General features: G+C 63.9%; 19 protein-coding genes. 10 read left to right on the top strand and 9 right to left on the bottom strand.

Translation table 11 applies throughout. The annotated features are described in order from the left end of the window. Positions 1-7: 7 nt before the first annotated feature. Positions 8-946 (bottom strand): GntR family transcriptional regulator, encoded by a 939-nt coding sequence (locus tag HB777_31350; protein ID QND68968.1) that lies wholly within the window; start codon positions 944-946, stop codon positions 8-10. 239 nt (positions 947-1,185) lie between these two features. Between HB777_31350 and HB777_31345 the strand changes: the two genes are divergently transcribed. From HB777_31345 to HB777_31305, 9 genes are all read left to right on the top strand, one after another. Further along, the gene (locus HB777_31345; GenBank protein ID QND67998.1) at positions 1,186-2,250 is read left to right on the top strand and encodes a spermidine/putrescine ABC transporter substrate-binding protein; all 1,065 of its coding nucleotides are present in this window, start codon (positions 1,186-1,188) and stop codon (positions 2,248-2,250) included. Between the two features lie 441 nt (positions 2,251-2,691). Then, a complete protein-coding gene (locus tag HB777_31340; protein QND68967.1) occupies positions 2,692-3,534 on the top strand; it encodes an ABC transporter permease in 843 nt (280 codons plus the stop codon). Then, entirely contained in the window at positions 3,527-4,321 is a 795-nt protein-coding gene (locus HB777_31335; GenBank protein QND67997.1) for an ABC transporter permease, read from the top strand. Before HB777_31340 ends, HB777_31335 begins: the two co-directional genes overlap by 8 nt. After that, positions 4,318-5,391 (top strand): ABC transporter ATP-binding protein, encoded by a 1,074-nt coding sequence (locus tag HB777_31330; protein QND67996.1) that lies wholly within the window; start codon positions 4,318-4,320, stop codon positions 5,389-5,391. The genes HB777_31335 and HB777_31330 overlap by 4 nt, the downstream gene beginning before the upstream one ends. Positions 5,392-5,404: 13 nt before the next feature. Further along, positions 5,405-6,679, top strand: coding sequence for a glycosyltransferase (locus tag HB777_31325; GenBank protein ID QND67995.1), 1,275 nt, complete (start codon positions 5,405-5,407; stop codon positions 6,677-6,679). Positions 6,680-6,983: 304 nt separating this feature from the next. Beyond that, positions 6,984-7,334, top strand: coding sequence for a cupin domain-containing protein (locus tag HB777_31320; GenBank protein ID QND67994.1), 351 nt, complete (start codon positions 6,984-6,986; stop codon positions 7,332-7,334). A 17-nt stretch (positions 7,335-7,351) separates the two neighbouring features. Further along, a complete protein-coding gene (locus tag HB777_31315; protein ID QND67993.1) occupies positions 7,352-7,693 on the top strand; it encodes a cupin domain-containing protein in 342 nt (113 codons plus the stop codon). 22 nt (positions 7,694-7,715) lie between these two features. Then, complete coding sequence (locus HB777_31310) at positions 7,716-8,060, top strand: cupin domain-containing protein (protein ID QND67992.1); 345 nt, start codon at positions 7,716-7,718, stop codon at positions 8,058-8,060. A 20-nt stretch (positions 8,061-8,080) separates the two neighbouring features. Beyond that, positions 8,081-9,589, top strand: a complete 1,509-nt coding sequence (locus HB777_31305) for an aldehyde dehydrogenase (GenBank protein ID QND67991.1) — start codon at positions 8,081-8,083, stop codon at positions 9,587-9,589. A 139-nt stretch (positions 9,590-9,728) separates the two neighbouring features. Here HB777_31305 and HB777_31300 read toward each other — a convergent pair whose 3' ends face one another. From HB777_31300 to HB777_31275, 6 genes are all read right to left on the bottom strand, one after another. Beyond that, entirely contained in the window at positions 9,729-10,451 is a 723-nt protein-coding gene (locus HB777_31300) for a hypothetical protein (GenBank protein ID QND67990.1), read from the bottom strand. Positions 10,452-10,752: 301 nt separating this feature from the next. Next, positions 10,753-11,514 carry a glucose 1-dehydrogenase gene (locus tag HB777_31295; protein ID QND67989.1) on the bottom strand — a complete coding sequence of 254 codons (762 nt, stop codon included), beginning with the start codon at positions 11,512-11,514 and terminating at the stop codon, positions 10,753-10,755. Between the two features lie 10 nt (positions 11,515-11,524). Next, the gene (locus HB777_31290) at positions 11,525-12,337 is read right to left on the bottom strand and encodes an ABC transporter permease (protein QND67988.1); all 813 of its coding nucleotides are present in this window, start codon (positions 12,335-12,337) and stop codon (positions 11,525-11,527) included. Beyond that, positions 12,337-13,200: an ABC transporter permease gene (locus tag HB777_31285; GenBank protein ID QND67987.1), complete on the bottom strand. Its 864-nt coding sequence runs from the start codon at positions 13,198-13,200 to the stop codon at positions 12,337-12,339. Before HB777_31285 ends, HB777_31290 begins: the two co-directional genes overlap by 1 nt. A gap of 75 nt (positions 13,201-13,275) precedes the next feature. Next, positions 13,276-14,439, bottom strand: coding sequence for a spermidine/putrescine ABC transporter substrate-binding protein (locus HB777_31280; protein ID QND67986.1), 1,164 nt, complete (start codon positions 14,437-14,439; stop codon positions 13,276-13,278). Beyond that, the gene (locus tag HB777_31275) at positions 14,420-15,556 is read right to left on the bottom strand and encodes an ABC transporter ATP-binding protein (GenBank protein ID QND67985.1); all 1,137 of its coding nucleotides are present in this window, start codon (positions 15,554-15,556) and stop codon (positions 14,420-14,422) included. Before HB777_31275 ends, HB777_31280 begins: the two co-directional genes overlap by 20 nt. A 148-nt stretch (positions 15,557-15,704) precedes the next feature. Between HB777_31275 and HB777_31270 the strand changes: the two genes are divergently transcribed. Continuing rightward, on the top strand, positions 15,705-16,478 hold the full coding sequence (locus tag HB777_31270; protein ID QND68966.1) for a helix-turn-helix transcriptional regulator: 774 nt from the start codon (positions 15,705-15,707) through the stop codon (positions 16,476-16,478). A gap of 294 nt (positions 16,479-16,772) precedes the next feature. Here HB777_31270 and HB777_31265 read toward each other — a convergent pair whose 3' ends face one another. Continuing rightward, a complete protein-coding gene (locus HB777_31265; protein QND67984.1) occupies positions 16,773-18,842 on the bottom strand; it encodes a 3-hydroxyacyl-CoA dehydrogenase in 2,070 nt (689 codons plus the stop codon). A gap of 134 nt (positions 18,843-18,976) precedes the next feature. Continuing rightward, on the bottom strand, positions 18,977-19,924 hold the full coding sequence (locus tag HB777_31260) for an ABC transporter permease (GenBank protein QND67983.1): 948 nt from the start codon (positions 19,922-19,924) through the stop codon (positions 18,977-18,979). Positions 19,925-19,927: the final 3 nt, after the last annotated feature.

Genomic DNA, 19,927 nt, shown 5'->3' with positions numbered 1-19,927 from the left:
ATCCTCGTCAATCCGGCCGGCTGATCATGCCGAACAGGGCGGGCGCCCCGCGACTGGCCGCTTGCGGTCGCTGGTTGCGGGAGAGCCGCAGGTGGATGCGAAGCAGATCGGCAGCCACCTCATACTGCAGGCTTTCAAGATGGTCGAGTATAACAAGGTGTTCGCGCAGCGATTGCCGCAACCGGAAGACGTTGACGCCGGCATAGATGCCCGGCAGCCGGCGCAGCCTGAGGTGATCGGCGAGCGCGTCGGCCACGAAGCGGTTGGCGCAGCCTTCGGCGAGCATGCCGTGAAAATCGATGTCCAGCCGCTGGAATTCGCGTGTGTCGAAGGCGGCGTCCGGCAGCGCAACCAGCGCTTCCATGCCCTGGCGCAACGTCGCCGCCCGCGCGCCGTCCAGCCGGAAGCCCGGTGTCAGGATGGCCGCGGGCTCCAGCAGCAAGCGGAACTCATAGCTGTCGCCTTGCGCCTCCGGATCGTCGGGCGTGCGCCGAAACAGCCAGGATTGGCCGGGCGCACGGTCCAGCAGATTCTCATCTGTCAGTTTGTTCAACGCTTTTAGTACCGTCTTCCGTTCGGCACTGTAGCGCCGCATCAGCCCTGCAACCGTCACTGTCTGGTCCAGTCGCCGCGCCGAGCGATCGCGCAGGATCGCCCCGGCCAGTTCGTCCTCCTCGGCAGCGGGCAGTTCCGTGGCGACCGAAGCCTGCGCGGTGAGGTCGATCGCCAAATGATACCCGGAATCCGCCTCCCAGCGTACGACTCCCCGCTCCGCGAGCAGGCCGAGCGCCGCCCGCACCGGCGTGCGCGAGACATTGCACAGCGAAGCGATCTGCTGCTCCGGCAAGCGCGCGCCGGGCTCAAAACCGCGCTGCCGCGCCACATCCAGGATGCGCTGCGCCAGATCGAGATGGTTGGTGCGAGGTCGTCTGGCTACGGCTTGCATGACTGGTCTCGTGGAAAACGACATGACTTTGTTGGTTTGACCGATCGCCAGCATGGACGCAATCGGCCAGATTCCTCGATCGCCTAGCAAATTATGGATTGACGTACTTTTTTCTGCAATAGTACTGTCAGGACAATCGGCGAGAAAAAGACCGAGGGAACAGGATCGAGGCAGCGGCAAGGTCGCAGGCGTTGGTCCGGCGAATGAAATTCGACGATCAACCGGAATGGGAGTCTGTCATGACCGCTACCAGCCTGCGGCGCCGTGCGCTGAAAACATCTTCGATCGCACTTGGCCTGGCCTTGGCGCTGTCTGCGCCGGCGATGGCTGCTGATCTCGTCATTTCCAACTGGGACGGCTACATGGCGCCCGACGCCATGGCCGCCTTCAAGACCGCGACCGGCGTTTCGGGCGAAGTGGTGGTGCATGCCACCAATGAAGAAATCATGGGCAAGCTGATCGCCGCCGGCGGCAAGGGCTATGACGTGGTCTTCGTCTCCTCGCCCTTCGCCGAAGTGCTGAACAAGCTCGGCCTGACCGAGCCGATCGACCACGCCAAGATCCCGAACCTCACCAATCTCTACCCCGAAGCAACCAAGCTGCCGCACGATGTCGGCAATGCATTCTCGGTCCCCTACACCTGGGGAACCACCGGCCTCTGCTACCGCTCGGATCTGGTGAAGACAGCGCCGACCAGCTGGAGCGATCTGCTCGCTCCTTCCGACGAATTGAAGGGCAAGACCACCATGCTGGCGACCGACCGCTGGCTGCTGGCCGCCGGCCAGCTCGACAAGGGCTACTCGGTCAACGAAACCGACCCGGCCAAGATGGCCGAGGTCAAGGACCTCTTGATCTCGGCCAAGAAAACCCTGCTCGCCTATGACGACACCACCTTCTATTCCAAGCTGGTGTCCGGCGAGGCGCTGATGGTGCAGGCATGGGACGGCTGGTGCAATTACGGCATCGCCGAGAAGCCTGAGATCAAATACGTGATCCCCAAGGAAGGTTCGGATCTCTGGGTCGACACGATGGTGGTGATGAAGGCCTCCGCCAACAAGGACGCCGCCTTCCAGTTCATCAACTTCATGCTCGACGCCAAGAACCATGCCTGGGCGGCGCAGAACATCGACTACAAGGTGCCGAACAAGCCGGCGATGGAAAGCCTGCCGGCCGATTTCCTGGCCAAGTTCCCCAATATGGCGATGCCGGTTTCCGACCTCGTCAAGTTCGAGCAGCTGCGCGACGTCGGCGACGCCCAGCGCGACTATTCGAAGATCGTCAGCGAGATCAAGGCCGCGCAGTAGGCGGCGGTTCCAACAGCATCCTGGAATTAAGCTTGCGTTCCGTGTCGCCCCCCTCTGGCCTGCCGCGTCCAGCCCTTCGCTGTCGCTCTGGGCGTTCGCCGTTCGGAAAGCCAAGCAATTGGCTTTCCGTCCGCTGCGCGGACCACGCCTCACCCCCCTCAAGGGGGAGATTGGCTGGGTTGCGGCCTGTCGCCAATTTTCGGCACAGCTCCCCCTCATCCGGCCGCTTCGCGGCCACCTTCTCCCCGTTGGGGAGAAGAGGAAGGCGTTAGCGCCAACGGCCTCCTCTCCCCCTGGGGAGAGGTCGGATTGCCCCGAATTGCCCTTCGCAATTCGGTTGGCAATCCGGGTGAGGGGGCAGCTGCCGGGACACCACTTCGATGCCGTTGAGATGATCGGCAGGGACGCAGCGTGATGCGACCCTCCCGTTCCTCCCTCCTGATGGCCCCGGCCCTGGCCTGGCTCGCGGCCTTGATGGTGGTGCCGTGCGCGCTGGTGCTGGCGCTCGCCTTCTTCCGGCGCGGCATCTATGGCGGCATCGAATACACCTTCACGCTGGAGAATTTCGGCCTGGTCTTCGACCCGCTCTACGCCGGCATCTTCCTCAATTCGGCGCGCATCGCCGGCACCGCGACCCTGATCGCGGTGGTGATCGGCTACGCCGCCGCCTACGCGATATCGGCGGCACCGCGCCGGCTGCAGCCAATTTTCCTGTTCTTCGCCGTACTGCCGTTCTGGTCCAACTACCTGATCCGCACCTATGCCTGGATAGTGCTGCTCAACCGCGAAGGCCTGATCACCCAGCTCCTGCGTTGGTTCGGCTACACCGGCGAGCCGCCGTCGATGCTCTACACCGAGGGTGCGGTCATCGCCGGTCTGGTCTACAACTATTTGCCCTTCGTCATCCTCGCCTGCTACGCGCCGCTGTCGCGCCTCAACCCGGAACTGGCCGAGGCGTCGCGTGACCTCGGCGCTTCCGCGATCACCACATTCCGCCGTGTCATCCTGCCGCTGACAGTGCCCGGCATTGCCGCCGGCGCGGTGTTTGTCTTCGTGCTGTCGATCGGCAATTTCGTCACCCCGGCACTGCTCGGCGGCGGCCGCTTCCAGATGATCGGCAATCTCGTCTACGACCAGTTCCTGACCGCCAATGACTGGCCGTTCGGAGCAGCGCTTGCCATGGCGCTGATTGCCATCATGCTTCTGGTGCTGACGGCGCAGGCGCTCGCCGCCAATCGCGCCTCGGGCCACACCGCGCAAGCCGGCGGAGACACCGATGGCTGAGCGCTCTCCCGCGACGCGGCGAGCGCTTTGGATCGTGCTCAGTCTCGTCTTCGCCTTCCTCTACATCCCGATCGCCGTGCTGGTGGCGCTGTCCTTCAACGAAGGCGGGCTGCCGACGGCATGGTCGGGCTTTTCGCTGAAATGGTATGTCTCGCTGGCCGGCAATTCCGCCATCCTCTCCGCCGCGCTCAACACGCTGATCGTGGCGCTGGTCTCGACCGCGATCGCCACGCTGCTCGGCACGCTGCTGGCGATCGGCATCGAGATACGCCGGCAATACGGCAAGGGCCTCGAAGCGCTGATCTTCGCACCGATGATCATCCCCGACATCGTGCTGGCGATCGCGCTGCTCTCGTTCTTCTCCATGCTCAACCTGACCATGGGCCTGCACACCATCATCCTCGCCCATGTCGTCTTCAACCTCGCCTTCGTCTGCTCGGTGGTGCGCGCAAGGCTGAAGAGCTTCGACTGGTCTATCGTCGAGGCCTCCGCCGATCTTGGCGCCTCCGCGCTCACCACCTTCCGGCGGGTGACATTGCCGGTCATCGCGCCGGCGGTGATCGCCGGTGCGCTGCTCGCCTTCACGCTCTCGGTCGACGAGTTCATCATTGCCTTCTTCACCGCCGGCGCCGGCCGCGCCTCGACGACGCTGCCGATGCAGATCTACGCGATGATCCGCTTCGGCATCACGCCGGAGATCAATGCGCTGGCGACCATCGTCATGGCGGTCTCGATCACCGCGCTGACCCTGTCGCAGCGGCTCAACCGTGGGGTCATAGGCCAATGAGCGAACCGCGCACGCTGCTGGCCATCGACAAGGTGTCGAAGAATTTCGGCCGGGTGACGGCCGTCGACGGCATCTCGCTCGACATAAGGGAGAACGAGTTCTTCGCTTTGCTCGGACCGTCCGGCTGCGGCAAGACCACGCTGCTGCGCATGCTGGCCGGCTTCGAGACGCCCAATGACGGGCGCATTCTGCTCGACGGAAGCGACATCGCGAAAACCCCGCCCAACAAGCGGCCGGTCAATCTGATGTTCCAGTCCTACGCGCTGTTTCCGCATATGAGCGTCAGGGCCAACGTGTCCTACGGCCTTGAGATGGAGCGTTTGCCGGCGGCTGAAATCCGCTCCCGCGTCGACGCCATCCTGGCGACGACCGAACTCGTCCCCTTCGCCGACCGCAAGCCGGAGCAATTGTCAGGCGGCCAGAAGCAACGCGTCGCGCTCGCCCGTGCCCTGGTCAAGCGACCCCGGCTGCTGCTGCTCGACGAGCCACTCGGCGCGCTCGACAAGAAACTGCGCGGCGCCATGCAGCTGGAGCTGAAGCGCCTGCAGCATGAGGTCGGCATCACCTTCGTCATCGTCACCCATGACCAGGAAGAATCGCTCGTGATGGCCGACCGCATGGCGGTGCTGAAGGACGGCAAGCTGCTGCAATGCGACACGCCGCACGCGATCTATGAACATCCCGCCGACCGTTTCGTCGCCGACTTCATCGGTGTGATGAATTTTGTGCCGGGCAAAGCCGCCGCCGATGGCGTTGTAGCCGCAGATGGCGCTCGGATATCCGGCAAGGTTCCCGCAACGCTTTCACCCGAGGCGTCCGCTGTCGCGTCGGTACGGCCCGAGCGCATCCGGCTGTTCCCATCGGCGGAAACCGCCAACCGCACCACCGGCACGGTCGAGGCGCTGGCCTATCAGGGGCTTGACCTGCAGCTGCATGTCCGCACGCCCCTGTCGCCAAAACCGTTCCTGGTGCGCGTCACCGCTGATGCCGCCGACCGCAGGCCGGTTTCGTCGGGCGACCAGGTCGAACTCGGCTGGGATGCCGCCGATGTCAGAATTTTCGCAGAATGACAGGAGAAGCTTGATGGCGCAGAAGACGATCGCGTTTTTTCCAGAAGCGGCCTACGGCCCGGCGCTTAATTCCGTCGGCATCGCCCAGGCGGTCGAGGCGCGCGGCCACAGAGCGGTGTTCCTGTCCGACCCCGGCTTCGTCGATGTCTATAAGGGCTACGGCTTCGAGGCGCATCCGGTGAACCTGTCCGAGCCGATGCCGCCCGAACAGATGGCGAAATTCTGGGAGGATTTCATCAACGGCCACATCCCCAACTTCCGCAAATCGCCCTATGACCAGGTCGACAATTACGTGAAGGATTGCTGGACGGCGATCGTCGACAGCGCCAAATGGGCGCAGAAGGACCTGCCGCGCGTTCTCTCAGCCATCAAGCCTGACGTGATCTGCGTCGACAACGTCATCCTGTTCCCGGCGATCAAGCAGTTCGGCAAGCCATGGGTGCGCGTCATCTCCTGCTCGGAAAACGAGATCGAGGACGAGGACATCCCGCCGCATCTGTCGGGCTGCGGCGAGAACGACCATGCCGGCCACCAGCGCTACCGCGACCATTTCAACGCCGTGATCAAACCGATCCATGACGATTTCAACACCTTCCTCACCGCCAATGACGAGGCGCCCTATCCGATCGGCCAGTTCTTCGAGGCCTCACCCTATCTGAACCTCCTGCTCTACCCCGAAGCGGCGAAGTTCAAGCGCCGCCATCCGCTCGACCCGGCAAAATTCCAGTATCTCGAAGGCTGCGTGCGGCAGGAAAAGCCCTATGCAGTGCCGGCCTTCGCGAAAAACAATGACGGGCCGCTGCTCTACGTCTCCTTCGGCAGCCTCGGCGCCGGCGACGTCGACCTGTTGAAGCGCATCATCGCGACACTGGGCAAGACGCGCTATCGGGCTCTGGTCAATGTCGGCGGCTACAAGGACCAGTACACGGACGTGCCCGGCAACATCATCGTCGAGAGCTGGTTCCCGCAGCCTTCGGTCATCCCGCAGGTCGATGCTGTGATCCACCATGGCGGCAACAACTCGTTCACCGAGTGCCTCTATTTCGGCAAGCCGGCCATCATCATGCCCTATGTCTGGGACGGCCACGACAACGCCACCCGCGTCGAGGAAACCGGCCACGGTTTCGGCATGCCGCGCTACGAGTGGACCGATGCCGAGCTGATCGCCAAGATCGAAGCATGCCTGACCGACCCGGCGATGAAGGCCAAGCTGGCGAAGACCTCGGCACAGATGCGCGCGCAGAACGGCCCGGAGAAAGCCGCTGGGTTGTTGGAGGCGCTTCTGTGATTGAGTTGATTGAAATGCCGAGCCAAGGCACCCCCCTCTCGCCTGCCGACCATCTCCCCCTCAAGGGGGAGATCGGCTGTCACTACCGCTTTCGCCAATCGCAAAGCTCACAAGGGATGCACCGTCTTTGGAGCTGCCAATCTCCCCCTTGAGGGGGTGAGGCGTGGTCCGCGCAGCGGACGGAAAGCCAATTGCTTGGCTTTCCGAACGGCGAACGCCCAGAGCGACAGCGAAGGGCTGGACGCGGCAGGACAGAGGGGGGCCTCGTAGAGCGCAGCCTCAACACGCGAGGGGGAACCTCCGCATGATCTCCTCCGCTCCCCACCTCCACCAAGCGTCCACCCGCGCCGACCTCGTCGACTGGGGCGCCCAACCCGACGCATTGGAAGGCGCCTCCCACTCGACCGGCAAACTCGTGCACAAGGGCCCGAACAACCAGCCCGAAGCCGGCATCTGGGTCTGTACGCCAGGCCGCTGGCGGCTCTCGATCCCGCGCGATGAATTGTGCCATTTCGTCGCCGGCCGCGCGACCTACCGGTCGGATGTCGGCGAAGTGATAGAAGTCTCAGCCGGGACCGTGGTCATGTTTCCCGCAGGCTGGACAGGCGAATGCACCGTGCATGAGACCATGCGCAACGTCTACATGCTGGCCTGACGCCATAGGAGCAACACATGCCGACACCGCACTGGCCAAAGGCCTCGAGCGTGGAACTGGAGGACTGGGGCGCGGGCAGCAACACGCTCGCCGGCTCGCCCCGCGCCTCGGGCAAGATCCTGTCCCAGAACCCGGACGGATCGAGTGAATGCGGCCTGTGGTCGTGCACGCCGGGCACGCGCAAGGTCACCTTTGCCGCCGACGAGTTCTGCCACTTCCTGTCGGGTCGCGGCAGCTATGTCCATGACAACGGCGAGCAGATTCCGGTCGAGGCCGGCACGCTCGTGTTCTTCCCCGCCGGCTGGACCGGCATCTCCATCATCACGCAAACGCTGACCAAGGCCTTCATGTGCCGCTGAGCCCCATTTCAAGGAAATCGATATGACCACACCCATCATGAAATCCCCGCTCGCCATCACCGACCTCGTCGACTGGGGCGTCATCCCGACCATGATCGAGGGCCTGTCCCACACCTCGGGCAAGCTGCTTCACAAGGGGCCGGAAGGCCGCTCCGAATGCGGGCTTTGGGTCTGCACCCCAGGCAAATGGCACTGCCATGTCACCCGCGACGAATTCTGCCACTTCCTCGAAGGCCGCTGCACCTATGTGCATGAATCCGGCGAGGTGATCGAGATCGAGCCGGATACGGCAGCCTTCTTTCCGCAGGACTGGAAAGGCGTCTGCACCGTCCATGAGACCATCAAGAAGGTCTACATGATCCGCTGAGCGGATCTGAGAGGATACCCATGGATTTCTCAGCTGACCGGCCGGCATTCTTCGTCAACCCCGATTACCGGCCGATGACTGGCACAAACAAGCCGGTGATCGATCCGGCGACGCTCGAAACCGTAGGCACCATATCGGCAGCCACCGACGGCGAGATCGACGCCGCGCTCACCGCCGCGACCAAGGCGCAGACGGCCTGGAAGAAACTCGACGCCAAGAGCCGGGCAAAGCATCTGCACGCCGTCGCCAACGCTATCGAGGCGGCCGACTTCACCCGCTGCGCCGAGCTGATGGTGCGTGAGATGGGCAAGCCCTACCCCGAGGCGATCGGTGAGATCGCCAACTGCGCGCCGATCTTCCGCTACTATGCCGAGATGGCGCGCGACGATGCCGGCAAGATCGCCGGCACGACACAGGCCGGTTCGTTCCAATATGCGCGCTACGAGCCCTATGGCGTATCGGTCCACATCATGCCCTACAACTTCCCGATCCTGCTGATGTGCTGGACGGTCGCCGCGTCACTTGCCGCCGGCAATGCCTGCATCATCAAGCCGGCCGAGGCGACGACGCTGTCCACGCTGGACTACATGACCGTGTTCCGCTCGCTGCCGGAAGGCCTGGTCTCCTGCCTGCCCGGCGGTGCCACCACCGCGCAGGCCCTGATCGCCTCCGATCGCACCCACGCCGTCGCCTTCACCGGCTCGGTCGCCGCCGGCAAGGCGGTCGCGGTCGCTTGTGCCGAGCGCATGAAGCCTTGCGTCATCGAAGCCGGCGGCAGCGATCCGCTGATCATCAGTGAGCACGCCCCGCTTGAGGTCGCGGCCGCCGGCAGCGTCACCGCCGCCTTCCACCTCACCGGCCAGGTCTGCACCTCGGCCGAGCGCTTCTTCGTCGTCGATGCCGTCCACGACCGCTTTGTCGAACTGTTCGCCGAAAGGACACGGGCGTTGCGCGTCGGCAACGGCATGGACAAGACCGAGATCGGTCCGCTGGTCAGCGAAGCGGCACGGGCCAAGGTCATGCGCCTCGTCGACGATGCAATCGCGCACGGCGCCAAGGCGGTCACCGGAGGGCGCATCCCGCCGGCGCACAACACCGGCTGGTTCTACGAACCGACCATCCTGACCGGCGTCACCCCAGACATGGCCATCGTGCGCGAGGAGTGCTTTGGCCCCGTCGCCGCCATCTGCCGGGTCAGGGATTTCGACGAGGCGATCCGGCTTGCCAATGACAGCCCGTTCGGGCTCGGCGCCTCGGTGTTCACATCAGATCTTGCCGAGGCGCACGAGGCAGCCGAGCGGCTCGAAGCTGGTATGGTCTGGGTCAACAACCCGTTGATCGACAATGACGCCCTGCCCTTCGGCGGCTGGAAGGCCTCAGGCCTCGGCCGCGAACTCGGCCGTCAGGGGCTCGACGCCTTCCGCCGCTCGAAGATGGTGATCATCGACCACAAACCGGCAATCCAGGACTGGTGGTATCCCTACCCCGACAGCTGGTTCCGCGAGACCGGCGGCCGCAAGCATGTATGAGTGTTCGAACCTCGCCATCTCAGGATAGTTCGCTGTCCCGGGATAGCCAGCCCGATCATGGCCGGGAAAAAGCAATGCCGCCGGGCGAGACCCGGCGGCATCTTCTTTGACTGGCCACTGCCGTTTCGGCGGCAGGTCGTTACGGCGTCGTTTCCGTCTGCATCGTGGCGGCCGTCTGGTCGATCTTGTCGGCAAGGACGCCCTGGGCCCAGGTCGTGACCTCGTCATCGACGGGCTTGTTGGCCATCTCCGTCAGCGCCGCGTTGAGCGATGTATCATCGGTGCCGACCGCGGCCGCGGCAGCCGCCGCTTTGTCGGCAGCGACCTCAACCTGCAGGGCCGCTATCTTCCCAGGCAGGGCCGCCTGATCTTCGGGCGACATGGCGGCAATCTCGTCGGCTGTCAGCGACGTCAGGGCGTCCAGTTCGGCCTGGGCGGCGTCCGCTGTGGCCTGGGCGACCTTGGCTTTGGCGGACTGCGTCACGAAGGCCTGAATGGCAGCGAACTTCTTGCTCTTCGAGTTCATATAGGCGTTGATGTTGCGCTGCAGCGAGTTCAGCCGGCCAAGCTTGGCGTGGATGTTCTTCTCCTTGGGCAGAGCCGAGACCTTTGTGGTCTTGTCGACCGTGGTGTCGTCCGTTTTGGTCTTTGCCACCTGCCCAGGGGCCGACGACGACTTGCCGTGCGAAGCGCCGCTCTTGCCATTGCCATTGCCGCCGTTCCCGCCAGCATTGCCACCGCCATTACCATGGCCGCCGCCATTGCCACCGCCGTGCCCGTTGCCGCCGGCTCCGGCGAGCGCCGGAGACGCCAGAAGCGCCAATGCGGCAAGCGCCGCAAACAGAGTTTTTCGGTTTGTCATGGTAATCTCCTCGGGAATCGCCGCCCTTGGCCCGACCGCTAGGCGACCGTCCTATGAGGAATCGCTAATTGTACAGAGTAAACTTTAGACAAATGCGGTCTCAATACGCGAGCGGGCGATCAGTCGGCACCATAACCATCTGATATCAAACACAAATTGATGCTTTTGAACGGTCGTGGCACTGAAGTCCCATGCCGGTCGGACTATAGTCCTGCCACCGAGCAGCGGCACGGGTGAAAGTTTTGGCGTGGTATATCGGAAAGGCTTTCAAACAGGGGAGTTGATAACGAAAGCACAAGTCTCAACCGATGCTTTCGCCGCCATCGATCACCAGCGCCTGGCCGGTCATGAAGGATGAGCGGTCGGAGACGAGGAAGAGGATCGCTTCGGCGATCTCATCGGCACTGGCCCAGCGTCCCATCGGGATCTTGGTGCGGACATAGGTTTCGATCGCCTCGCGTCCGCCCATCTGAGCGATGAACGGCTCGTTGAACGGCGTGTCGACCCAGCCCGGGCAGAGTGCGTTGACGCGGACATTGTGCCGGGCATAGTCGAGCGACATCTGCCTGGTCATTGCCACCACCGCATGTTTGGAGGTTGCGTAGGCGATCATCTCGCGGTCGTAGAACACGCCCGAATTCGAGGCCGTGTTGAGGATGACGCCGCCGCCTCGTGCGACCATCGATGGCATGACCACCCTGGCCGCCAGGAACTGCGCCCGCACATTGACCCGCCACGACGCATCCATGCCGTCGACTTCGACTTCGGTCAGCGTGCCGCCGACCTGGATGCCGGCGTGATTGTGCAGGATGTCGATGCGCCCGTGCCTGTCGAGCGTGCCGGCAATGAGTTCTTCAACCGCCGCGTCCTCCGCGACATCGGTGGCGATCGCCTCGGCTTGGCCGCCCATTGCCCGGATGTCCGAAGCCGTTGTTTCGCCAGCAGCCTCATCCCTGTCGGCGATGACGACCACCGCACCTTCCCTGGCCATGATCATGGCGCCGGCGCGCCCGATGCCGGAGCCGGCGCCTGTCACCACGGCGATGCGGTCTTTGAGGATCATGATGCAGCTTTCAGTTCGATGGTTTGCGCTGGCGCAACTGCCATTGGGCAAGCACCACGAGCAGCACGGAGGCGACGAGGACGATCGTCGCGATGGCATTGATCTCCGGCGTCACGCCACGCCGGATCGAAGCGAAGACATAGATCGGCAGCGTCGTCTGTGCGCCGGCGACGAAGAAGGCGACGATGAAATCGTCGAAGGAGAAGGTGAAGGCGAGCAGGAAGCCGGCGACGACCGCCGGCAGGATCTGTGGCAGGACGATGCTGCGAAACGTCGTCAACGGCGTGGCGTAGAGATCACTCGACGCCTCGACCAGATTGCGGTCGAGGCTGCCGAGCCGGGTGCCAACGATCATCGTCACCAGCGCCATCGAAAACAGCCCGTGCGCCGCAATGATCGAACCGTAGCCGAGCGCCAGGCGCGGCGGCTGGTCATCCGGCCAGATCGAGGCGAGGAACGGGTTGACGACGCCAAAGAGCTGGACGAGCGCAACCAGCGTCGAAATGCCGATGACGACACCCGGAACGACGATCGCGGCCCCGAGAAGGGCATCGAAAACCGCGCGGGTTCTGACGCTCACGCGCGCCAGGCCGAGTGCGGCCGCCGTGCCGCATAGCGCCGCCAGCGAAGCGCTGGTGGTGGCAATGAACAGGCTGTTCTTCAGCGCCTCGACCAGGAACGGGTTCGCCAGCGCCTTGCCGTACCATTGCACCGAAAAGCCGGTGAACTCGCTGGCATGGTGACCAGCGTTGAAGGAGAACAGCACGACCAGCGCGATCGGCAGATAGAGGAAGGCAAAGACGGCAATGACGAAGGCGCGCATCAGATCAGGTCCACCCGGCGCGCGCCCGAAACCCGGGTCGAGATGCGGTTTGCGGCAATCAGCACCACCACCGAGACCAGCACCAGCGTGATCGCGATGGCCGATCCGAACGGCCAGTTGCGCGACTGCAGGAACAGGTCGACCAGCGCGTTGCCGATGAAGAACACCTTGCCGCCGCCAAGCAACGTCGGGATCAGATATTCGCCAAGCAAAAGGATCATGACCAGCGAGAACCCGGTCATCACACCCGGCAGCGACAGTTTCAGGGTCACGCCGAGGAAAGTCGAAATCGGCGTCGCGCCGAGATCGGCCGAGGCTTCCAGCAGCCGCCGGTCGAGCCGCTCGAGGCTGACATAGATGGGCAGGATCATCAGCGGCAGATAGCCATAGACAATGCCGAGCAGAACCGCACCCGGCGTGTTGATCAGCCTGACGTCCTCGATGCCGACAAACGCCAGCAAGGCGGGAATGCCGCGCCCGCCCAGCACATACATCCAGGCATAGGTCCGCATCAGAAGGCTGGTCCAGAAAGGGATGACGACCAGCGCCAGCAGGATCAGCCGCCAGCGCTGCGGCGCCTTCAACGCAAGATAGTAGGCGACCGGATAGGCGACGAGAAGACAGGCGAGCGCCCCCACCGGCGCCAGCACCATCGTGTTCCAGAAGGCGGTCGCCCGCGCCGGGAGATTGGCATATTGCGCGAAAGTGAAGGCTGCCTGGTAGCCGCCTTCCGGCGCCCGTTCGCCGACGCTGAACACGGCGATGGCTATGAACGGCAGCACCAGAAACACCACCAGCCACGCGGTCGCCGGACCGAGCAGCATGGCGGTCAGAAGATTCTTGCGAAGACGGCTGCCGTGCATGGAGAGATTGCCCCGGTGCCGGCGGGCAAAACCCGCCGGTCAAGTTATCTGCGTCGAATTTGAGGTCCGCGCCGCTCAGGCCGACTTGAAGCGCGCCATCAATTCAGCACGGCCGGGATCGGTCAGCGTTGCCGCCGCGCCGAATTCCAGTGGCGTCAACAGGTCCGCCGCCGGATAGAGGATCGGATTGTCGAGCACCTCCTTCGGCAGCACCTTGTTGACCCGCGCATCGGTCGACGGCGCACCATTGGCCAGGTGCTCCTTCACCGCCACCTGCGGGTTCATCAGATAATTGAGCAGGGCGTAGCCGGCGGGCTTGTTCGGCGCGTCCTTCGGAATGGCGTAGAAATCGGTCCAGATCTCGCCGCCTTCCTTGCCCAGCACATAGGCGATCTCGGGAATGTCGCGATGCAACTGCGCGCCATCGTTCGTCCAGCACATGGTCATCCACGCGTCACCGGCGCGCATCCCCGGCTGATAGTCGGAGGAAACCGCGAACAGATGCGGCTTGACCTTCAGCAGCAGTTCCTCCGCCTTGGCCAGTTCGTCTGGCTTGAGCGAGTTGAACGAGTAGCCGTAATATTTCAGCGCATTGCCGATCGTGGTCAGCTGATAGTCGTGCACCATGGTGCGGCTGTCGCCTTCCGCCATGGCGGTGTCCCAGAACTCCTTCCAGCTCGTCATCGGCTTGGTCAGCTTCTTGGTGTTGACGGCAAAGCCAGTGGTGCCCCAGTTCTTCGGCACCGCATAGGTCACCGCATCGATCGTGCCCTCCGAGGTGAAGCGTGGATCCTCCTGCGACCCGTCGAAATTCGGCAGTTTCGCCATCTCCAGCGGTTCGATGATGCCGAGCTTCTTGTAGGTGGAGATCGTGTAGTTGGTCGGCACGAACAGGCTCCAGCCCGAGGCGCCGGCCTGCAGCTTGGCCAGCATCTCCTCATTGGAGCCGAACACGTTGACCTCGACGGCAACGCCGGTGTCCTTCTTGAAATTCTCGAAGGTCGCCGGGTCATGATAATTCGGCCAGGTGGCGATCGACATGCGGTCGCCAAGGTTTTCAGCGGCAAAGGCCGGCGTCGGCATGATGCCGATCTCGCGCGCCATCACCGCCGTCGCAATGCCAAGGCCGGTGAGGCCGAGGAAATCGCGGCGGCCGATCGAGCCGCGCTTGAGGCGCATCAGCTGGTCGACAAAATTCTCAGGGCTTATCGGCAGTCCGTCACGATATGATTTCGACATGTTTATCTACCCTCTGGTTGGTCCCGTTGTTCTTGGTGTCCGGAAACGCCAGCGGCGTTCCGGAGGCAAAGCCGATGGCGACGGGTTCACCCGGCTTGAAGAGATTGCCGTGGCCGATCAGATGGTCGGCCTTGGCCAGCAGCGTTCCGATGCCCTTGACCTCGATCGCGTATTCCGCCGTCGAGCCCAGGAAGATCCGGTTGCGGACGATGCCCTTGAACCGGCCGCTTCCCGACGCGCCGAGACTGAGCGATTCGGGGCGAAGGCTGACCGACACGGCCTCGCCCTGCTGCAAGGCAGTCCGCTTGCGCGCCGCAATGACCGTGCCATCGGCAAGCGCTACCTCCACCAGATCGCCGGTATGCCCGGCGACGGTGCCGCTCAAGAGATTGGTCTTGCCGACGAAGTCGGCGACGAACAAATCGGCCGGCTCGTCATAGATCTCGCTCGGCTGCCCGAGCTGGACGATGCGGCCGCCATTCATGACGCAGACGAAATCGCTCATCGACAGCGCTTCCTCCTGGTCGTGGGTGACCAGCACGAAGGTGATGCCGATCTCGCGCTGCAGGTTCTGCAGCTCGATCTGCATGTCGGTGCGCAGCTTCTTGTCGAGCGCCGCCAGCGGCTCGTCGAGCAAAAGCACGGCCGGCTTGTTGACCAGCGCGCGCGCCAACGCGACCCGCTGCTGCTGGCCGCCTGACAGTTCGTGGATCTTGCGGCGGCCATAGCCGGCGAGCCGCACCATTTCGAGCGCCTCGCCCGCCCTTGAGGATATCTCGCGTGACGACAGCCTTGGCCGCGCCTGGCGCAGCCCGTAGGCGACGTTGTCCTCGACATCGAGATGCGGAAACAGAGCGTATTGCTGGAACACCATGTTGACCGGCCGCCGGTAGGGCGGCGTGCCGGCCATGTCCTGGCCGCGAATGAACACCTGACCTTCGCTCGGCTGTTCGAAGCCACCGATCATGCGCAGGCAGGTCGTCTTGCCGCAGCCGGAGGGGCCGAGCAGGGCAACAAAGGCGGAAGGTGGGACGGCGAGATCGATACCGCTGACTGCGGTCACGCTGCCATAGCGCTTGGTGACGCCGCGAAACTCGATGTCAGGCACTGCGGTCAAAGGCTGCGGGCTCCAGCGACAGGGCAATATCAGAACGCTACCAGAGCCAATGCCGGCTAGTATATACCTCGCAGGTGGTATATCTGATCTATTTTCTCGTTTAAGGGGGTATGGATTGTCCCGCAGCGACGAATATAGCCAACTCGCCATGCTCGTCGCAGCGACGCGGGAGACGAGCGGCGACCTCTTCGGCAAGGCGCTGGTCGATTGGCTGCGGCTTCATGTCAGTTTCGATCACTGCGTGGTCTTCGGCTATCGCGGCGCCTCGCGCCCGCCGCTGCTGTTCGAGACGTTTTCGCCCGCCGAAAGCCATGTCTTCGTCGCGCTCTACCAGGAAGGCCCGTATCTGCTCGACCCGTTCCACCACGCGGCGGTCGAGCGCAAGGAAGGCTTCTGGCGCATGCGCGAATTGGCACCGGACCGTTTCTACGCCAGCGAGTATTTTCGTTCCTACTACAGCCAGACCAGGCTGGCCGAGGAGGTCGGCTTCTTCGTGCCGCTACCGGGCAAGGATGCGCTGGTGCTGTCGCTGATGCGGCTGCGCGCTTCGGGCCCGTTCGGCACCGCCGATGCCAGATTGTTACGCGACATGGCGCCGGCGGTGATCAACCTCATCAGGTTGCGCTGGCCCGCCCTTCCGGCCGACGAACCAACCGAGACGAAGCAGGACGAGACGATCGTTGCGGTCAACGAATTCGACCGTGCCCATATCTGGAAGAGCCTGTCGCTGACGCCGCGCGAAAAGCATGTCGTCGACCTGGTGCTGCAGGGGCATTCGACGGAATCGATCGCCAGGGCGATGCGCATCGTGCCGGGAACCGTGAAGGTTCATCGCCGCAACATCTACCGCAAGCTCAAGATCAAGTCGCAGGCCGGCCTGTTCGCACGCTTCGTCGAGATCATCGACGCGCGGATCCGGTAGCTCCTTCAGCCCTGCCACCGCTTGCCAGGGCAATCGCTTCCGATTCGAACACCCCATCACATTTTCCGAGCGTTGGCGCCGCCCCTCACCTGCCTGCCGGCATCCTCTCCCCGTATAGTGACGGGGAGAGGGGGTGCAGTAATTGCCGGTTTCGCCAATCTCCAACGTTGCAAGACAGGCGACGAGGTTACCGCGAGCCCCTTCTCCCCGTCACTATACGGGGAGAAGTGCCCGGCAGGGCGATGAGGGGCAGCGCAAACCTCGACAATTGGGTGGCTTGCCCATGACGTTCGATCAGGCCGCGCCGGCTTCCCACGACCCGGTCTCGGCCATCCGCTTCAGCAGCGGCGCGGGCTTGAACACGTCCTTGCCCGTCCGCTGATGCCAGTGGTCGAGCCGCTCGATGATCTTGGCCGGACCTTCGAGGCCAGCCCAGAACATCGGCCCGCCCTTGCCAATGGGAAAGCCGTAGCCATTGACCCAGACGACGTCGATGTCGGACGCACGGGCCGCGATCTTCTCTTCGAGTATCTTCGCGCCCTCGTTGACCAGCGGGTAGAGCGTGCGCTCGATAATTTCTTCCGCGCTGATCGCACGCGGCGCGATGCCCTTCTCGGTAGCCTTGTCGCGGATCAGCGCTTCAACCTCGGGATCCGGCACTGGTGTGCGCGCGCCAGCCTCGTAGAGATAGAAACCCCGGCCGGTCTTCTGGCCGAAACGCCCTTGTTCGCACAGCGTGTCGGCGATCACGGCTGTGAGGCCGCGTGCCTTGCGGTTGCGCCAGCCAATGTCGAGGCCGGCGAGATCGCCCATCTGGAACGGCCCCATCGGCCAGCCGAAATCGGTGAATGCCTGGTCGATCTGGCAGGGTGTCGCACCCTCCAGCAACAAGGCTTCGGATTCCGAGCCGCGCGCGGCCAGCATGCGATTGCCGACGAAGCCATGGCAGACGCCGACGACGACAGCCACCTTGCCGATCCGCCGCGCCAGGTCAACGACGGTCGCCAGCGCATCGGGCGCGGTCTTGTCGGCCCGCACGATCTCCAGCAGCTTCATGACATTGGCCGGCGAGAAGAAATGCAGGCCGAGCACATCCTGCGGCCGCGAGGTCGAGGCGGCGATTTCGTTGATGTCGAGATAGGAGGTGTTGGTGGCAAGGATCGCACCCGGCCTGGCCACCGCTTCGAGCTTGCCGAAAACCTCCTTCTTGACCGCCATGTCCTCGAACACCGCCTCGACGATCAGGTCGCAATCGGCGAGATCGGCATAGTCGGTAGAGCCTTTGAACTGGGCAAGCCGCTCGCGCTTGGCGTCTTCGCTTAGCGAACCGCGCGTCACGGAAACGGCATAGTTCTTGTCGATGGTCGCCAGCCCGCGCTGCAGTGCCTCATGGTTGGTTTCCAGCAAGGTCACGGGATAGCCGCCATTGGCGAAGGCCATGGCGATGCCGCCGCCCATCGTGCCGGCGCCGATGACACCTACGCGTGCGATCCTGCGCTTGACGATGTCCTTTCCCGGAAGCTTTGCCGCCTCACGTTCGGCAAAGAACAGATGGCGCTGCGCCCGCGACTGGTCGCCGGCGACGAGTTTCACGAACAGCGCGCGTTCCGCCGCAAGCGCTTCGTCAAAAGGCAGCGTCACGGCGTTGCGCACCGCCTGCGCACAAGCGATCGGTGCCTCGAGGCCGCGCGCTTTCCTGGCGAGATCCGCTGCCTCGGCGTCGAAAGCCGCGAGGTCGGTCTCCTTGAGCCCCTCATTGCGATCACGCACCGGCGTGAAGGGGCCACCCTTGCGGGCTATTTCCCCAGCGAAGTTCACCGCATGCGTGGTCAGATCGCCATCGAAGACGGCATCTACGAGACCGGCGGCATGCGCCTCGGTCGCAGCGACCGGCGTTCCGGAGACGATCATCCTGAGCGCCTTCACCGCGCCGACCAGGCGTGGCAACCGCACCGTGCCGCCACCACCCGGCAACAGGCCGAGCTTGACCTCCGGCAGACCGAGCTTGGCACCGGCGTCGGCGACGCGGAAATGGCAGCCCAGCGCCAGCTCCAGCCCGCCGCCGAGCGCGGTGCCGTGGATGGCGGCCACCGTTGGCTTGGCGATGGTTTCCAACGTCGCCACGATGGCGCGCAGTTCGGGCTGCTGCATCGGCTTGCCGAATTCGGTGATGTCGGCGCCGGCGACAAAAGTCCGTCCGGCACAGGCGATGACGATGGCGGCAACCGACGCATCATCCCGCAGCTCAACCAGCGCCTGCATCAGCGGTTCGCGGACATGAAAGCTCAGCGCGTTGACCGGCGGATTGTCGATGGTGACGATGGCGACATCACCGTCACGGTGGATCCTGAGGAAATCGGACACGCAAACCTCCCAATATTCAGCGGCCGCGGCCGCGCGAACGGGATTTACAGCGCCATGACGTCGAAGGGAACCGGATGTCGGCCTGGCACAATGATTACAGGCCTTGAAAGTGCCTGGGATGACGAAGGCGTTGACTACCGCAGCGCCTTCTGCCCGCCCGCCGCCGTGATCACCCCGACAATGATCAGCCCCGTAAGCAGCAATCGCACCCCGGCGCTGACGCCGAACGTGTTGAGCATGGTCAAAAGCAGCACCAGGAACAGCGCCGCGCCCCAGACGCCGGGCACGTTGGCCTTGCCGCCGGCCACCGATGTGCCGCCGATGACGACGACGGCGATCGAAGCGAGCAGGTATTCATTGCCGATATCGACATTGGCGCCGCGGAAATAGCCGGCGAGCAGTGCTCCGTCGATGCCGCCGAGCGCGCCCGACAGCGTGTAGGTGAGGAAGCGGATGCGGCCGACATTGACGCCGGCCAGCCACGCCGCGCGGATGTTCTGGCCGATCGCCAGAACCGAGCGGCCATAGATCATGCGTTGCAGCGCGATGGCCGCACCGATGGTGAACAGCACGGTGAGGATCGCCAGCACCGGAATGCCCAGTATCTGCCAGTTGGCGAAATCGGCGAAGCCCGGCGGCGGCTTGATCTGCAGCCCGCGCCCATAGCTGATGTCGATCGACTGGATGATGAAGCTGGCCGACAGCGTGGCGATGATCGGAGGAATGCGCAGCGCCCAGATCAGCAGGTAGTTGGCGGCGCCGACCGCCGCGCCACAGGCGAGCGCCGCCAGCAGCCCGACCACGATCATGGAATCGTTGCCGTCCATCACTTTCATCGCGACGGCGCTGGCAAGGCCGATATTGGCCGGCAGCGAGAGGTCGACATTGCCCGGGCCGAGCGTGATGACGAACATCTGGCCGACACCGACGATGACCGTGAACACCGCCAGCGACAAAGCGGCGGTCACCATGCCGCCAGCGCCATAGCCGCCGGTGAAGGCGATCGTCGCCAGCCACACCAGCAAGGCGCCGAGAAACGACCAGATCCAGGGTTTGCCGGCCAACGATTTCACCGAGGTCATCGC

This window comes from Mesorhizobium loti, assembly GCA_014189435.1.
Taxonomy (GTDB): Bacteria; Pseudomonadota; Alphaproteobacteria; order Rhizobiales; family Rhizobiaceae; genus Mesorhizobium; species Mesorhizobium loti_G.
The sequence above is the reverse complement of the archived record's forward strand: the minus strand, read 5'-3'. Positions and strand labels throughout refer to the sequence as shown.

Bases quoted from the DNA above. Each gene is read 5' to 3' on its own strand.
- HB777_31350 (QND68968.1), bottom strand. From the start codon at position 946: ATGCAAGCCGTAGCCAGACGACCTCGCACCAACCATCTCGATCTGGCG.
- HB777_31260 (QND67983.1), bottom strand. From the start codon at position 19,924: ATGACCTCGGTGAAATCGTTGGCCGGCAAACCCTGGATCTGGTCGTTT.
- HB777_31335 (QND67997.1), top strand. From the start codon at position 3,527: ATGGCTGAGCGCTCTCCCGCGACGCGGCGAGCGCTTTGGATCGTGCTC.
- HB777_31340 (QND68967.1), top strand. From the start codon at position 2,692: ATGGCCCCGGCCCTGGCCTGGCTCGCGGCCTTGATGGTGGTGCCGTGC.
- HB777_31280 (QND67986.1), bottom strand. From the start codon at position 14,439: ATGTCGAAATCATATCGTGACGGACTGCCGATAAGCCCTGAGAATTTT.
- HB777_31290 (QND67988.1), bottom strand. From the start codon at position 12,337: ATGCGCGCCTTCGTCATTGCCGTCTTTGCCTTCCTCTATCTGCCGATC.
- HB777_31270 (QND68966.1), top strand. From the start codon at position 15,705: ATGCTCGTCGCAGCGACGCGGGAGACGAGCGGCGACCTCTTCGGCAAG.
- HB777_31325 (QND67995.1), top strand. From the start codon at position 5,405: ATGGCGCAGAAGACGATCGCGTTTTTTCCAGAAGCGGCCTACGGCCCG.
- HB777_31330 (QND67996.1), top strand. From the start codon at position 4,318: ATGAGCGAACCGCGCACGCTGCTGGCCATCGACAAGGTGTCGAAGAAT.
- HB777_31310 (QND67992.1), top strand. From the start codon at position 7,716: ATGACCACACCCATCATGAAATCCCCGCTCGCCATCACCGACCTCGTC.
- HB777_31300 (QND67990.1), bottom strand. From the start codon at position 10,451: ATGACAAACCGAAAAACTCTGTTTGCGGCGCTTGCCGCATTGGCGCTT.
- HB777_31305 (QND67991.1), top strand. From the start codon at position 8,081: ATGGATTTCTCAGCTGACCGGCCGGCATTCTTCGTCAACCCCGATTAC.
- HB777_31345 (QND67998.1), top strand. From the start codon at position 1,186: ATGACCGCTACCAGCCTGCGGCGCCGTGCGCTGAAAACATCTTCGATC.
- HB777_31315 (QND67993.1), top strand. From the start codon at position 7,352: ATGCCGACACCGCACTGGCCAAAGGCCTCGAGCGTGGAACTGGAGGAC.
- HB777_31320 (QND67994.1), top strand. From the start codon at position 6,984: ATGATCTCCTCCGCTCCCCACCTCCACCAAGCGTCCACCCGCGCCGAC.
- HB777_31295 (QND67989.1), bottom strand. From the start codon at position 11,514: ATGATCCTCAAAGACCGCATCGCCGTGGTGACAGGCGCCGGCTCCGGC.
- HB777_31285 (QND67987.1), bottom strand. From the start codon at position 13,200: ATGCACGGCAGCCGTCTTCGCAAGAATCTTCTGACCGCCATGCTGCTC.